Source organism: Naumannella cuiyingiana (assembly GCF_013408305.1).
GTDB lineage: Bacteria > Actinomycetota > Actinomycetes > Propionibacteriales > Propionibacteriaceae > Naumannella > Naumannella cuiyingiana.
The window spans coordinates 1593198-1606668 of the sequence record NZ_JACBZS010000001.1 but is presented as its reverse complement, the minus strand read 5'-3'; the positions used below and the strand labels follow the sequence as shown (position 1 = coordinate 1606668).

Here is a 13471-nt window from a genome sequence, read left to right as displayed (position 1 = left end):
GAGCACATCCGATGACCGAGCCCGTCCTCCAGGTGATCATCGCCAGCACGCGCCCGGGGCGCGTCGGGAGGGCCTTCGGCGAATGGTTCGCCGAGATTGCGCGCGAGCACGGCGGCTTCCGGGTCGAGCTGATCGACCTTGCCGAGGTCGGGCTGCCGTTCCTCGACGAGCCGAAGCATCCGCGGCTCGGCGACTACCAGCATCAACACACCCGGGACTGGAGCGCCACCATCGCCCGCGGCGATGCCTATGTCTTCGTCACCCCGGAGTACAACTACGGCTACAACGCGGTGTTGAAGAACGCGATCGACTTCCTGCACAACGAGTGGCACGACAAGGCGGTCGGGTTCGTCGGCTACGGCGGGATCGGCGCCGGTACGCGAGCCATCCAGCAGCTCAAGCAGGTCGTGACCACGCTGCGGATGGTGCCCGTGTTCGAGGCCGTGAACGTGCCCTTCGCCGCGAAGTCCCTCGACGCCGAGGGGAGGGTCGTCCCCGATCCCGAGCGCACGGCCGCGGCGAACGCCATGCTGGACGAGCTGGCCCGGGTCACCGCCAAGCTGCGCCCCGCGAGCTGACTCCCCGTTGTTTCCGCAGTTGAGCCCGCTCAGCGAGCCCGATGGCGGGCTCAACTGCGGAAACAAATCTGACGGGCGGCGCAGATTCGCCGCGGCGGCGGGGGTGGCGTACCATGTCACGCGGCCCGGACGGCACCTGTCGCCCCGGGCCAGGCATTCGCCCTCCTGTCACGGGACCGTCCCGTGGCCGCTCGAGACCAGAGGAGGTGGAGTTCGCGTATGCGCAAGTACGAAGTCATGGTCATCCTGCAGTCCGAGACCGACGATCGTCAGGTCACTCCGATCCTGGAGAAGCACCTGTCCGTGATCACCAAGGCCGGCGGCACCGTCGACAATGTCGATGTCTGGGGCCGGCGCCGGTTCGCCTACGAGATCCAGAAGAAGTCCGAGGGGATCTACGCGGTCATCGATCTGACCGCCACCCCGGACGCCGTCAAGGAGATGGATCGGCAGTTCGGCATCAACGAGCAGATCGTCCGCACCAAGGTGATCCGCCCGGAGCTGCACGCCAAGAAGATGCGCTGAGTCATCACAGATCCACCCGCCCCGGCCCGATTGTCGGCGGCAGGTGGCAGGCTGGGCCCGATACCGCTCACCCGATCGAGAGACGAGACATGGCAGGCGAAACGATCATCACCCTCGTCGGCAACCTGACGGCCGACCCGGAGCTCCGGTTCACCCCGTCGGGGGCCGCCGTGGCCAACTTCACCGTGGCCTCGACGCCGCGGACCTTCGACCGGCAGACCCAGGAGTGGCGCGACGGCGAAGCGATGTTCATCAACTGCTCCGTGTGGCGTCAGGCGGCCGAGAACGTGGCCTCGTCCCTGCAGAAGGGGATGCGGGTCGTCGTCCAGGGCCGGCTGAAGTCGCGCAGCTTCGAGACCCGCGAGGGCGAGAAGCGTACCGTCTTCGAGATCGACGTGGACGAGATCGGCCCGTCGCTGCGCTATGCGACCGCCGATGTCACCAAGACCAGCGGCGGCGGTGGCGGTGGCGGGGGCCAGCGCGGCGGTGGCTACGGCGGCCAGCAGTCCCAGGGCGGCGGCAATGACCCGTGGGGCGGCGGTGGCGGTGGCCAGCAGCGGCCCCAGGGCGGCAATGACCCGTGGGCCGGCGCCCAGAGCGACGAGCCCCCGTTCTGACCAAATATCCAGATCAGGCACATTCCGGCGCGAGCCGGGCTTCATAAGGAGGAAGCACCACAATGGCCTCACGCAAGCCAATCCAGAAGAAGAAGGTCGTCCCGACCAAGACCGTTCGCATCGGTCAGGTCGACTACAAGGACACGCAGTTGCTGCGGAAGTTCATCTCCGAGCGGGGCAAGATCCGTGCCCGCCGGGTGACCGGGCTGTCCGTGCAGGACCAGCGCAAGGTCGCGATGGCGATCAAGAACGCCCGCGAGATGGCGCTGCTCCCGTACGCCACGACGGCTCGCTGAGCAAGGAAGGACGACGCAGATGAAGCTCATCCTCACCAGCCCCGTCGACAACCTCGGCATCGCCGGGGACGTCGTCGAGGTCAAGGACGGCTACGGCCGCAACTTCCTGCTCCCGCAGGGGTACGCCATTGCGTGGACCCGGGGCGCGGAGAAGCAGATCGACGGCATCAAGCGGGCGCGCGATGCCCGCCAGGTCCGCGACGCCGAGCACGCCCAGGAGCTGCGCGAGCAGATCGAGGGCCTGTCCGTGTCGCTGGCGGTACGCGCCGGCGACAACGGCCAGTTGTTCGGCGGCATCACCCCGGCCACCATCGCCACGGCGATCAAGAAGGCCGGTGGCCCGAACGTCGACAAGCGCTCCGTCGAGATCGCCAAGCCGATCAAGACCGTCGGCAAGCACACCGTCGGCGTGAAGCTGCACGACGCCGTCACCGCGCACCTGCCGGTGCAGGTCGACGCCGAGTGATCATTCCTCGCTGACCGACACGTCGGCCCGGGTCCCCAAGGGGCCCGGGCCTTCGTGTTCTCGAAGCTGGCTGAGCCGACAGGCGCCCCTGCCAGGGCAGGTTGGTGTCACCGCCAATCGTTGTGCACCTGAACCGTGGCTGGTACGTGTAGCGACAGCAGAAGAACGTCACCTGCCTCGAGCGAACGGAGCACACCGATGCGTGCATGTCTGATCGGGGCGCTGCTCGGCATCGTGGCCGCAGTCGGCTGCGTTGCTGTCGGGTCGGCGCTCAGCGAAGCCGGTGTCGGGGGAGTGTGGGCGCCGAGCACATGGGTTGCGGCAGCAGTCGGGGGCGTCACGGGCGCCGTCGTGGCGCGACGGGCGACCGTGTCGTCGGCACGTCGCAAGTAGCGGACCTGGGTTGACGAGGATCATGCACAACGCGGCACATCTTCCGCCCTTTGCATGATCCTCGCGTGCGGGATGACCACCCATCCCGAAGCGACCTGTGGACAACGTCCCGAGCGGCTGGCCGAGCACCGCAAGGGCTCGCCAGCATGGGTGCGCATGGAACGACGACGGCGTGCGGGTCTCGTTCGCGGGCTCGCCGATGATCATGATGGCGTCGCGCACCGCCGTGACCTGCGACGGATCGGGATCACCCGGGAGGATGTCCGCGGAGAGGTGCGCGCCGGGCGATGGGCTGTGCACGGCAGGCACACGATTGCCATCGACGGCGAGCCGGGCGGTCGCGCGTTGCTCTGGTGGGCGGTCTGGGAGTCAGGTCCGGGGGCGGCACTCGACGGTGTGAGTGCACTGCTTGCCGACGGGCTGCCCGGCGTCATCCTGCACCGCCCGGGCCGCGTCGCACGCGCAACGCGCGCCGGTCTCCCGCGGGTGCTCCTCGAGGTTGCGGCGATCAATGCCGCCCGATGGGCCACCTCGGACCGCCAGCCCGCGTTGTTGCTGTGCCTTCCCGTGCAACAGCGCCTGATCACGCCCGCTCACCTCGAGCAGGCGTGGCGCGACACGGGTCGCGTGTCCAACCGCAAGCGCCTCGATCGCTTCATTCCGGACATCTGTGACGGGGCGCACTCCCTCGGCGAACTCGACTTCGCGGCGATGTGTCGCACCCGCGGGCTCCCGGAACCGACCCGGCAGGTGCGCCGGGCAGGCCGCCACGGCAGCTACTACCTCGACGCGTACTTCGATGGCCCCGGGGTGGTCGTCGAGATCAACGGCGCCCAGCACGGTTGGGGACTGGCGACGATCGAAGACGACCTGCGCGCCAACGACCTCACCCTCGACGCCGACCGGGTGCTGCAGATCTCGCTTCTCGGCCTGCGCCTGGAGCCCGACGCGTTCTTCGTCCAGCTCGCCGCCGCACTGGGGGTGAGCGCGCCGGTCGCGGCCTGACCGATCAGCCTTCGGCCAGCAGCTCCCGGACGCGGGGCACCACCTGGGTGGCGTACCGCTCGATGGAGCCCATCAGTTGATCATGGCCGACCGCGCCGTCGTACTTCAGGTCGAACCGGTCCGCCTGCAGCAGCGAGATCGTGCGGGCGATCCGGCGGGCGACGGTCTCGGGCGAGCCGACGTACTGGCTGCCGGTCCGCGTCTCCTCGTCGAACTCCTCCCGGGTCGGCGGCGGCCAGCCGCGCTGGCGCCCGATCCGCTCGCGCATCCGCGCGTACCCGGGCCAGTACGCCTCCCGCGCCGACTCGTCGTCCTCGCCGACGAAACCCGGCGAGTGCACCCCGAGCGGCAGCCGCTCCGGCGCCGAGGCGTCGACCTGCTCGCGGTACGCCGCCTGCGCCCGCTCGTAGAGATCGACATAGGGCACGAAGCGCTCGGAGTCGCCGCCGATGATCGCCAGCATCATCGGGATCTGGTAGTTCACGGTGCGCACCACCGACTCCGGGCTGCCGCCCACGCCGATCCACGCGCCGAGCCGTCCCGACTCGGTCTTGGGGAAGACGTCCGCGCCCTCCAGCGGCCGCCGGTGGCTGCCGGACCAGGTCACCGGCCGTTCCTTGATCAACTCCGCGAACAGGTCAAGCTTCTCCGAGAACAACATGTCGTAGTCGGCCAGATCGAAGCCGAACAGCGGGAACGACTCGGTGAACGATCCGCGCCCCAGGATCACCTCCGCGCGACCGCGGGAGATCGCGTCGATGGTGGAGAACCGCTCGAACACCCGGACCGGGTCGTCGGAGCTGAGCACCGTCACCGCGGAACCGAGCTTCACCTTCGAGGTACGCCCGGCCAGCGCCGCGAGCACGATGTCCGGCGCGCTGACGGCCATGTCAGGCCGGTGGTGCTCGCCGACATCGAACGCGTCCAGGCCCAGCTCGTCGGCCAACACCCCTTCCTCGACGACCTGCCGGATCACCTCCGCGCCGCCCGGCTCCTTGCCCTGCTCATCGGGCACGACCGTGCCGAAGGTGTTCAGCCCGAACTTCACCGCTGCCGGATCAACTGCCATCTCGTCCTCCCACGACTCACGTTGATGATTGAACAGTCAATCTTCGGCCGGTATTCCGGCGCATCAGGGCTGGTGGTACACCCGGCGTGCCAGCGCCAGCCCGATCAGCGAGATGACGCCCACGATGATGTAGTAGAAGCCCGGCGCCAGCGGGGTGGACTGCACCCAGTTGGCCAGGATTGCCGGCGCGAAGCTGCCCATCGCGGTCACCCCGATGTTGTAGCCCACCGACAGCCCGGTCGCCCGCACCTGCACGGGAAAGAGCTGCGCCATCAGCGACGGCAGGGGGGCGAAGTACGTCGCCATCAACAGCCCGAGCACCACCTCGACCACCAGCAGCGCCCAGACCGCCCCGGTGGAGATGATCAACTGCACCATCGGCACCACGGCGACGATCCCGACGACGGCCGCGACGATCATGATCCGGGTCTGCCCGATCCGATCCGCCAGCATCCCGACGAAGGGCGACAACACGAGCGCGACCAACCCGGCGAGGAACGCCCCGGCGTACCCCGACCAGTTCGGCAGACCGAGCTTCATCGCGAACGCAGGCAGGTAGGTGATCAGGTAAACGCTCATGGTCGCGACCCCGACGCACATCGCGGCGACCAGGATCCGGCCGATGTACTTGGCGAACGCCGCGCGCAGCGGGAACGACTCCGGCGACGCCGCGGCGAACTCGGCGGTGTCGGGCAACTGGCTGCGGATCCACAGCCCGACCGGGCCGATCAGCAGCCCGAAGATGAACGGCACCCGCCAACCCCAGGAGTCCAGCGCGGCCGGGTCGAGGAAGCTGAACAGGAGCCAGCCGGCGAGCCCGGCGAGCAGCAACGACGCGCCCTGGGTAGCGACCTGCCAGCTCGCGTAGAACGCCTTGCGCGACCCGCTGTTCTCTGTCATGAAGGCCGTCGCCGAGCCGAACTCGCCGCCCGCGGAGAAGCCCTGCACCAGGCGGGAGATCAGCAACACCACCGGGGCGCCGACCCCGATCATCGCGTACGTCGGCGCGAAGGCCATGATCGCCACCCCGAGCGTCATCAGCCCGATGGTCAGGGTCAGGGCCGCCTTACGGCCGTGCCGATCGCCGTAGTTGCCGATGATCACCGCGCCCAGCGGACGGATCAGATAGCTGACGCCGATGCCGAGGTACGCGCTGATCAGCTTGACGGTCTCATCCTCGCCCGGGAAGAACAACCGAGCGATCACCGGCGCCATGAAGGCGTAGACGATGATGTCGAACCACTCCAGCACGTTGCCCAGGCTGGCGGCAACCACCGCCCGTCGGGCGCGGGCGGGATCGTAGGCGGTCGGTGCGGTCGCGCTCATCGGGTCTCCTCCCGGGCCGATTCCTCGGCAGACTACCCGGACAATACCTTGATCAGCTTCTCGACGAAGCGTTCACAGGCCACGAGTTGGTCGAGCGCGACGTACTCGTTCGCGGCGTGCGCCTGCGCGATGTCGCCCGGACCGCAGACCACTGTCTCGATGCCGGAGCCGGCGAACTGCCCGGCCTCGGTGCCGTAGGTGACCTTCTCCTCGCTCGGGATCGCGCCCAATTGATCACCCAGCGCGATCGCCGCGGAGTCGCCGGGGGTGTCCAGGCCGGGCACCTTGGCCAGCACCTTCACCTCGATGCCGGCGGCGGGATTCTCCGCGCGCATCCGCTCGGCCAGCTCGTCGGCCTTGCCGCGGATCCGGTCGATGATCTCGTCCGGGTCGATCTCGGCGATGCCGCGGAACTCCAGCTCCACGAAGCATTCCTCGGGCACGGTGTTGGAGGCGATCCCGCCGCGGATCAGGTTCACGCTGGCGGTGGAGTAGGCCAGCGGGTACGCCTCGTCGAACGGCCCGTCGGCCCGCCAGGCGTCGGCGATCGAGCGGACGAAGGTGATCAACTCCGCGGCGTACTCGATCGCGTTCACCCCGGAGCTGGTCAGCGAGGAGTGCGCGGCCACCCCGGTGAACTCGACGCGGATCAGGTTGATCGACTTGTGCCCCCTGATCACCCGCATCGAGGTCGGCTCGCCGACGATCGCCGCGCGCGGTGCCAGGCCGAGGTCGGCGATCTGCTTGACGATCTCCTCCCCGCCGAGGCAGCCGACCTCCTCGTCATAGGTCAGGGCGAAATGGATCGGCTCGCGCAACTCGGCGGCGACCATCTCGGGTAGGTAGGTCAGCCCGACCGCGGTGAAGCTCTTCATGTCGGCGGTCCCGCGGCCGTAGACCCGGCCGTCGCGTACCTCGGGCACGAACGGGTCGGAGTCCCAGTCCTGGTCGTCGACCGGCACCACGTCGGTGTGCCCGGATAGCACGACGCCGCCGGAGGTGGTGCCGTCGGCCGCGGGCACGGTGGCCACCAGATTGGCCTTGCTGCCGTCGGCGTTCGGGAACACGTGCGGTTCGATGCCGTGGCGCCGGAACTCCGCGCTCACCGTCTCGATCAGCGGAAGGTTGGAGTCTCGGCTGGTGGTGTCCAAGCTGACCAGGCGTTCGATCCAGGGCAGCGACCTGGGTGTGTTGTCATCGCTCACGGGTCCATGTCAGCACGAGCCGCCCGGCCGCGCATCCCGCCCACCATGCGGATGCCACGGAGGTCTTGACATCCGACCATTGATACGGAGATCTCCCAGAAACCCCGCATTATCACGAGGATTCGCCATATTGGTCCGATCAGTCTGAATCAATCAGTGGCGGTCCGCGGCAAAGGAGCCCCCCGGCCATGATCAAGCGCATCGTTGCGATCGTCGTCTCCGTGCTGTGTGCCGTGGTGGCCCTGCCGCAACTCGCCAGAGCCGAGCCCGCTCTGCCACCGGTGGTCGACGGTCGCACGGTCTCCTACGACGGTGACTCGATGATCATCGACGGCAAGCGGGAGTACATCTACGCCGCGGAGTATCACTACTTCCGCGACCCGAGTCCGGGGGTGTGGCGGGACAAGCTGGAGAAGGTGCGAGCGGGCGGTTACAACGCGGTGTCGCTCTACGTGGCCTGGAATCAGGTCTCGGCGCGGGCCGGGGAGTTCGACTGGTCAGGAGTCCGCGACCTCGGTGCGGTGATCGACTACGCAGGCGAGCTCGGCCTCTTCGTGATCGTTCGCCCCGGGCCGTTCATCGGCGCGGAGACGAGCGCGGGCGGCCTGCCCGGCTGGATCAAGGCATCGGAGGACCCGGGCCGCGGCGCGACCCGGACCATGTTGGATGCCGGGCGGGAGTACTTGGCGTCCGTCGACGAGATCATCGCACCCCGGCAGTGGCAGTTCGGCGGCCCGGTGATCGGCTACCAGGTCGACAACGAGTACTGCCGGGACAACCTGCAGCGCGAGCCCGACCGCGCGTACATGGCGGCGATGGTCGACCAGGTCACCGAGGACGGGATCACCGTGCCGCTGACCGCGAACAACTGCGGCACCTGGGACGACCTGGTCGACATCTCGGGCAAGGACACCTACCCGATCGGCTGGGACTGCAAGGCGCCCCAGGGTCGCGTCCCGGACCTTTTCGAGGACTTCTGGGACTTCAAGCCGGGGACCCCGCGCTACATGGTCGAGTACCAGGGCGGCATGTTCGACTACTGGGGCGGTGGCGGGTACGCCAACTGCACCGAACGCTACGTCGACGGGAAGGCCGAGATCGCGCTGCGCAATGTCGCGCTTGCCAGCGGTTACACCATGCAGGGCATCTACATGGCGGTCGGGGGAACCAACTGGGGCTGGTCGGCCAGCCCGCCGCTCTACACCTCCTACGACTACGGCGCGGGCGTACCCGAGGATCGCGTACTGCCGGCCAAGTACTACGAGTCGAAGGCGCGGGCCTACTTCATGTCGACCTTCGCGCCACTGCGCCGGACCGACCCTGCGCCAGCCCCCGCGGTGACCGACGCGGACGTGCGGGTCGAGGCGCGCCGCAATCCCGAGACCGGCACCCAGTTCAACTTCGTGCACCACCGCGGCGACTGGAACGCCCGCGCCGACCGCTCCGTGCGGGTCACCGTGCCCACCAGAACGGGCGAGCGGACGATCCCGGCGGAGGGTACGCCGGAGCTGCGCGTCGGGCCGCGTGAGTCGCGCACGGTGCTCACCGACTACATCTTCGGTAGCGGCGACGGGGGCAATCCCGGAGCCGAACTGGCCTACACCACCTCGGACCTGATGGTCGATGCGCCCGGTCGTGGCCGGGGGCGGCTCGGCGTCCTGTACGGGACGAAGGGCGATGCCGGACAGACCGTGCTGCGTTACCGCGGTACCCGGCAGCCGAAGGTCTCGGTCGACGGCGGCGAGGTCAGCACCACCTGGGATCGGGCCACCGGCGAGCTGCGCCTGGACTACCGCCATGACGGCGTCGCCACGGTGACCATCGACGGCGGCGGCTATCGCGACCTGACCCTGGTCATCGCCGACAGCGAACGCGCGCAGCGCTTCTGGGTGCTGCCCGCCGACGACGGGCCCCTGGTGATCGAGGGCCCGGACCTGGTGCGCAGCGCGACGCTGTCCGCGGGGCGGCTCACACTGACCGGCGACACCACCGGCGCCGGCCGGACCGTCACGGTGCACGGGCGCGCCGCGAGCGCCACGGCGATCACCTGGAACGGCGACGGCATCCGCGCCGGGGCTGAACTGCCGGCCCCCGCGGAGCTCGCGTTGCCGGAGCTGACCGACTGGCGGCGCTCACCGGTCGACCCGCAGACCGCGCCGGGCTTCGACGACTCCGGTTGGGTCCGGGCGGACAGGACCACCACCAACTACCAGGTGGTGCCCCAGACGCCCGTGTCGCTGTACGCCGACGACTACGGCTTCCACACCGGCGACATCTTCTATCGCGGGCGCTTCAGCACCGACCGGATCCCGACCAGGCTCGACCTGACGGCCCACTTCTCCTCCGACGGATCGGGCGGGGACTACTCGGTCTGGCTCAACGGTGTCTTCCTGGGCAGCCATGGCACCACCGGTCAGCAGAACGCCGTCGAAAAGTCCTTCGCCATCCCGGCCGGGACGGTACGCCCGAATCGGCCGAACGTCCTCGCCATCCAGTTGCAGGGCCAGGGTCAGTACCAACTGACCATCCCCGGTCGCTGGAAGGTGCCGATCGGGATCAGCAAGGTCGCGCTCAGCGGCCGCTCCGGCGCGCTGAACCCGGCGATCGACTGGCGCCTGCAGGGCAATGCGGGCGGTGAGGATCATGCCGACCGAACGCGGGGACCGCTGAACAACGGCGGCCTGTGGGGCGAGCAGCAGGGTTGGGGTCTGCCCGGCTTCGACGACTCGGCCTGGCGGCCGGCACAGGTGCCGAACGACGACCAGCGCACCCCGGGCGTCACCTGGTACCGCACCACGGCCACTCTCGACGTACCGGACGGCCTCGATGCCTCGATCGGGTTGACGATCACCGAGCCGAGCGCCGGGGTGCACCGGCGAGCGCTGATCTTCGTCAACGGCTGGCAACTCGGACGCTATGTGGCCGACACCGGGCCGCAGCGTACCTTCCCGATCCCGCGGGGCATCCTGGACGAGAACGGGGAGAACACCATCGCCATCGCGTCGTGGAACACCGACGCGACGACCGGCGGGATCGGGGAGGTCTCCTTCACCGAACTCGGGCGCGCGAACAGCCCGCTGGAGGTGCCGCTGGTCGACAGCCCGGGGCGGTGATCCTCAGATCCCCAGCCGCAGCCAGCCCTCGCCGCGGGCACGCACCCCCAGCGTGACCAGCCGCGCCACCAGGTAGCCCGCCCAGGCCGCCCACAGCCACGCGATCCCGGCGTCGAGCCCGGCGACGACGAGCGCCAGCGGCAGGTACGCCGCCAGCGCGCAGACGCCCGCCACCGCGAGGTAGCGCGCGTCGCCGGCGCCGATCAGCACCCCGTCGAGCACGAACACCAGCCCGGCGACCGGCTGGGCCAGGGCCAACACGATGAGCGTCGCCCCGAGCAGCGCCTGGACCTGCGGGTCCGGCGTGAACAGGCCCGCCAGCGCCCCGCGTCCCAGCGCCAGCGCCGCCCCGAAGATCACGCCTGCGCCGGCGCCCCACCAGAGCAGGGTTCGCAGCAGCGCCCGCGCCCGAGCCGCATCGCCCGCGCCCAGGGTCTTGCCGACGATGGCCTGGGCCGCGATCGCCAGGGCGTCCAGCGCGAAGGCCAGGAAGATGAAGATGGCGCCGGTCACCTGATGGGCGGCCAGCGACGGCGCGCCGAACCGGGTCGCGATCACCGTGCCGATCACGGTGGCGGCCTGCAGGCTGAGCGTGCGCAGGAACAGCCAGCCGCCGGCCCGCGCCGCGACCAGCACCCGGACGGGATGCGGCCGGAGCGGGGCGCCGGCCCGGGCAGCGCCGCGCAGCACCACCCCGACCAGCACGAGTGCCCCGAGCGACTGCGCGATCACCGTGCCGAGCGCGGCGCCGGCGATGCCCAGGCCGGCGCCGTAGACCAGCGCGAAGTTCAGCCCGATGTTCGCGAGATTGATGGTCACCGCCACGTACAGCGGCGTCCGGGTGTCCTGCAGCCCACGCAACACCCCGGTCGCCGCCAGGATCGCGAGCAGCGGCAGCAGCCCGAGCGAGGCGATCCGGAAGTAGGCGAGGCCCTGGTCCAGCACGGCGGCCGGTGGGGCGTACCAGCCGAGGACGGTACGCCCGGCCACCTGCGCGACCACGACCAGCGCGATCCCGAGCACTCCGGCCAGCACCAGCCCGTCGACACCGGCGCCGAGCGCCCCGGTCCGGTCGCCGGCGCCGAGCCGACGGGCGACGGTCGCGGTGGTGGCATAGGCGAGGAACACGCACAGGCCGACGGTGACGTTGAGCACGCTGCCGGCCAGGCCGAGCCCGGCGAGCTGGGTGGTGCCGAGGTGGCCGACGATCGCCGAGTCGGCCAGCAGCATCAGCGGCTCGGAGACGAGCGTCGCGAACGCCGGGATCGCCAGCGCGAGGATCTCCCGGCCGACGGAGCGCGGCGGCGTACCCGCGCGCGAGTTATCCACAGGGCTTTTCCACAGTGGGGATAACTACACCGGTGTGATTCAGGCCTGGCGGCGCGGCTTCGGGCCCTCCGGCTCGTCGCCGCCCTCACCGCGCGAAGGACGCGGCAGCGACGGCCGCGGCAGCTTGGGCAGCCGCCGCCCGCGCTGGCTCGGCGCGCTCGGCACCCAGTCCGGGTGGCTGGTGTCGAGGTCGAGCAGCTCGTCGTCGGGGTGCCCACCGGGCGTACCGCCCTCGGTCGCGGGCTTCAGGTCGCCGATCCGGCCGCGGGTGGCGCTGACCACGGCAACGCCGATGGCGGTGGTCAGCGGCATCGCCAAGATCACCGAGATTGCGCCGACCATCGTCGCGATGATCTCCATCGAGAACTGCTCCAGCCCGATCACGTCGAGCAGCGGCCGGTTGTAGACCACCAGCATCAGGTAGGTGGCGAGCGAGGCGCCGGTGGTCGCGAAGGCGATGGTGTAGACGGTCGAGGCGATGTGGTCGCGGCCGATCCGCATGGCGCGACTGAACAGCCGCTTGCCCTCGGGGTCGACGCTGGACAGCTCCCAGACCGCCGAGGCCTGGGTGATCGTCACGTCGTTCAGCACCCCGACCGAGGCGATGATGATCGCGCAGATCACCACCCCGGTGAGCTGCATGTCCGGCGCCGAGGCCCACAGCAGCGAGTCGTCCTCGCTGCCCACGCCGGTCAGGTGCGCCCAGGTGCTCGCCAGCCAGCCGAGGAACGTCGCCACATACATGCCGAACAGGGTGCCGAGCAGGGCCGTCGTCGTGCGGACGGAGAATCCGTGGGTGACATAGAGCACCACGAACAAGATCGCCGACCCGCCGAACAGCGCGACCAGCACCGGACTGGAGCCCGAGATCAGCGCCGGCAACATGAACTTCACGATGATGAACGCGGAGAACGCCAGCCCGACCAGGGCCAGCGCGCCGCGTTTGCGCGCGATCGCCACCAGCGCCACCGCGAACAGGAGCGCCATCGTGATCAGCGGCACCGTCCGTTCGAAGTCGGTGAACTGGTAGGACGCCGGGGCGCCCTCGATGGGCACGCGATAGACGGTGACGGTCTGCCCGACCGCGACCCCGGAGGAATAGACGGCCGGCTGCATGCTGATCTGGGTCTGCTGGCCTGCCTCGGGCCCGTCGAGCAGCTCGACGGTCAGATCGGCGGCCGGGCGCGGGTCGTTGGTGCCGTCGCTGCCGACCTGGCCCGAGCTGCTGATCTCGCGTACCTCGAGGATCCGCGCGCGCTGCACGCTGACATCGGCCTGGGAGTACGCCGTATTGCCCCGCAGGTGGTCGCTGACATTGCCGGGCCACATCACGATCAGTCCCACCAGCGTCCACAACGCGATCGGGATCAGCACCAGGATCATGATCCGGGTGGCCCGCCGCTGGCGCGCGATGTCCTCCTCGGACAGCGGTGCCGGGTCGTCGTGCAGCGCGATGTGCGAGTGCGCGGTCATGCCGCGGTTGCGTACTGGGTTCTCGCTCACGGGTTCGCCTAGTCTGAGTCGTCGTGACAGGTCATTCGGGTCGGGG

12 protein-coding genes are annotated in these 13471 nt (G+C 69.7%); 7 read left to right on the top strand and 5 right to left on the bottom strand.

The window, feature by feature from the left end:
* Positions 1-11: 11 nt before the first annotated feature.
* The 6 genes from GGQ54_RS07420 to GGQ54_RS07395 all read left to right on the top strand — a co-directional run bounded on the left by GGQ54_RS07420 (position 12) and on the right by GGQ54_RS07395 (position 3880).
* Complete coding sequence (locus GGQ54_RS07420) at positions 12-578, top strand: NADPH-dependent FMN reductase (protein ID WP_179444811.1); 567 nt, start codon at positions 12-14, stop codon at positions 576-578.
* Positions 579-797: 219 nt separating this feature from the next.
* Positions 798-1103 carry a 30S ribosomal protein S6 gene (gene rpsF, locus GGQ54_RS07415; RefSeq protein ID WP_179444810.1) on the top strand — a complete coding sequence of 102 codons (306 nt, stop codon included), beginning with the start codon at positions 798-800 and terminating at the stop codon, positions 1101-1103.
* A gap of 89 nt (positions 1104-1192) precedes the next feature.
* Positions 1193-1720, top strand: coding sequence for a single-stranded DNA-binding protein (locus GGQ54_RS07410; RefSeq protein ID WP_179444809.1), 528 nt, complete (start codon positions 1193-1195; stop codon positions 1718-1720).
* Positions 1721-1782: 62 nt separating this feature from the next.
* Positions 1783-2016: a 30S ribosomal protein S18 gene (rpsR, locus tag GGQ54_RS07405; protein WP_179444808.1), complete on the top strand. Its 234-nt coding sequence runs from the start codon at positions 1783-1785 to the stop codon at positions 2014-2016.
* 19 nt (positions 2017-2035) lie between these two features.
* On the top strand, positions 2036-2482 hold the full coding sequence (gene rplI, locus GGQ54_RS07400; protein ID WP_179444807.1) for a 50S ribosomal protein L9: 447 nt from the start codon (positions 2036-2038) through the stop codon (positions 2480-2482).
* A gap of 549 nt (positions 2483-3031) precedes the next feature.
* The gene (locus GGQ54_RS07395) at positions 3032-3880 is read left to right on the top strand and encodes a hypothetical protein (protein ID WP_179444806.1); all 849 of its coding nucleotides are present in this window, start codon (positions 3032-3034) and stop codon (positions 3878-3880) included.
* 4 nt (positions 3881-3884) lie between these two features.
* Here GGQ54_RS07395 and GGQ54_RS07390 read toward each other — a convergent pair whose 3' ends face one another.
* From GGQ54_RS07390 to argE, 3 genes are all read right to left on the bottom strand, one after another.
* On the bottom strand, positions 3885-4949 hold the full coding sequence (locus GGQ54_RS07390; RefSeq protein WP_179444805.1) for an LLM class flavin-dependent oxidoreductase: 1065 nt from the start codon (positions 4947-4949) through the stop codon (positions 3885-3887).
* A gap of 63 nt (positions 4950-5012) precedes the next feature.
* Positions 5013-6275, bottom strand: a complete 1263-nt coding sequence (locus GGQ54_RS07385) for an MFS transporter (RefSeq protein ID WP_179444804.1) — start codon at positions 6273-6275, stop codon at positions 5013-5015.
* 32 nt (positions 6276-6307) lie between these two features.
* The gene (argE, locus tag GGQ54_RS07380) at positions 6308-7480 is read right to left on the bottom strand and encodes an acetylornithine deacetylase (RefSeq protein WP_179444803.1); all 1173 of its coding nucleotides are present in this window, start codon (positions 7478-7480) and stop codon (positions 6308-6310) included.
* A gap of 188 nt (positions 7481-7668) precedes the next feature.
* On the opposite strand from argE, the gene GGQ54_RS07375 reads away from it, so the two are divergent.
* Positions 7669-10593 carry a beta-galactosidase gene (locus GGQ54_RS07375; protein WP_179444802.1) on the top strand — a complete coding sequence of 975 codons (2925 nt, stop codon included), beginning with the start codon at positions 7669-7671 and terminating at the stop codon, positions 10591-10593.
* Between the two features lie 3 nt (positions 10594-10596).
* Here GGQ54_RS07375 and GGQ54_RS07370 read toward each other — a convergent pair whose 3' ends face one another.
* The gene (locus GGQ54_RS07370) at positions 10597-11922 is read right to left on the bottom strand and encodes an MATE family efflux transporter (protein WP_343045888.1); all 1326 of its coding nucleotides are present in this window, start codon (positions 11920-11922) and stop codon (positions 10597-10599) included.
* A 39-nt stretch (positions 11923-11961) separates the two neighbouring features.
* Positions 11962-13425: a YibE/F family protein gene (locus GGQ54_RS17600; RefSeq protein WP_179444801.1), complete on the bottom strand. Its 1464-nt coding sequence runs from the start codon at positions 13423-13425 to the stop codon at positions 11962-11964.
* Positions 13426-13471 lie beyond the last annotated feature (46 nt).

What these genes read in the sequence shown, in the direction of transcription:
- GGQ54_RS07390 (WP_179444805.1), bottom strand. Translation starts at nt 4,949, where the DNA reads ATGGCAGTTGATCCGGCAGCGGTGAAGTTCGGGCTGAACACCTTCGGC.
- GGQ54_RS07395 (WP_179444806.1), top strand. Translation starts at nt 3,032, where the DNA reads ATGGAACGACGACGGCGTGCGGGTCTCGTTCGCGGGCTCGCCGATGAT.
- GGQ54_RS07410 (WP_179444809.1), top strand. Translation starts at nt 1,193, where the DNA reads ATGGCAGGCGAAACGATCATCACCCTCGTCGGCAACCTGACGGCCGAC.
- GGQ54_RS07375 (WP_179444802.1), top strand. Translation starts at nt 7,669, where the DNA reads ATGATCAAGCGCATCGTTGCGATCGTCGTCTCCGTGCTGTGTGCCGTG.
- rpsF (WP_179444810.1), top strand. Translation starts at nt 798, where the DNA reads ATGCGCAAGTACGAAGTCATGGTCATCCTGCAGTCCGAGACCGACGAT.
- GGQ54_RS07420 (WP_179444811.1), top strand. Translation starts at nt 12, where the DNA reads ATGACCGAGCCCGTCCTCCAGGTGATCATCGCCAGCACGCGCCCGGGG.
- rplI (WP_179444807.1), top strand. Translation starts at nt 2,036, where the DNA reads ATGAAGCTCATCCTCACCAGCCCCGTCGACAACCTCGGCATCGCCGGG.
- GGQ54_RS07385 (WP_179444804.1), bottom strand. Translation starts at nt 6,275, where the DNA reads ATGAGCGCGACCGCACCGACCGCCTACGATCCCGCCCGCGCCCGACGG.
- rpsR (WP_179444808.1), top strand. Translation starts at nt 1,783, where the DNA reads ATGGCCTCACGCAAGCCAATCCAGAAGAAGAAGGTCGTCCCGACCAAG.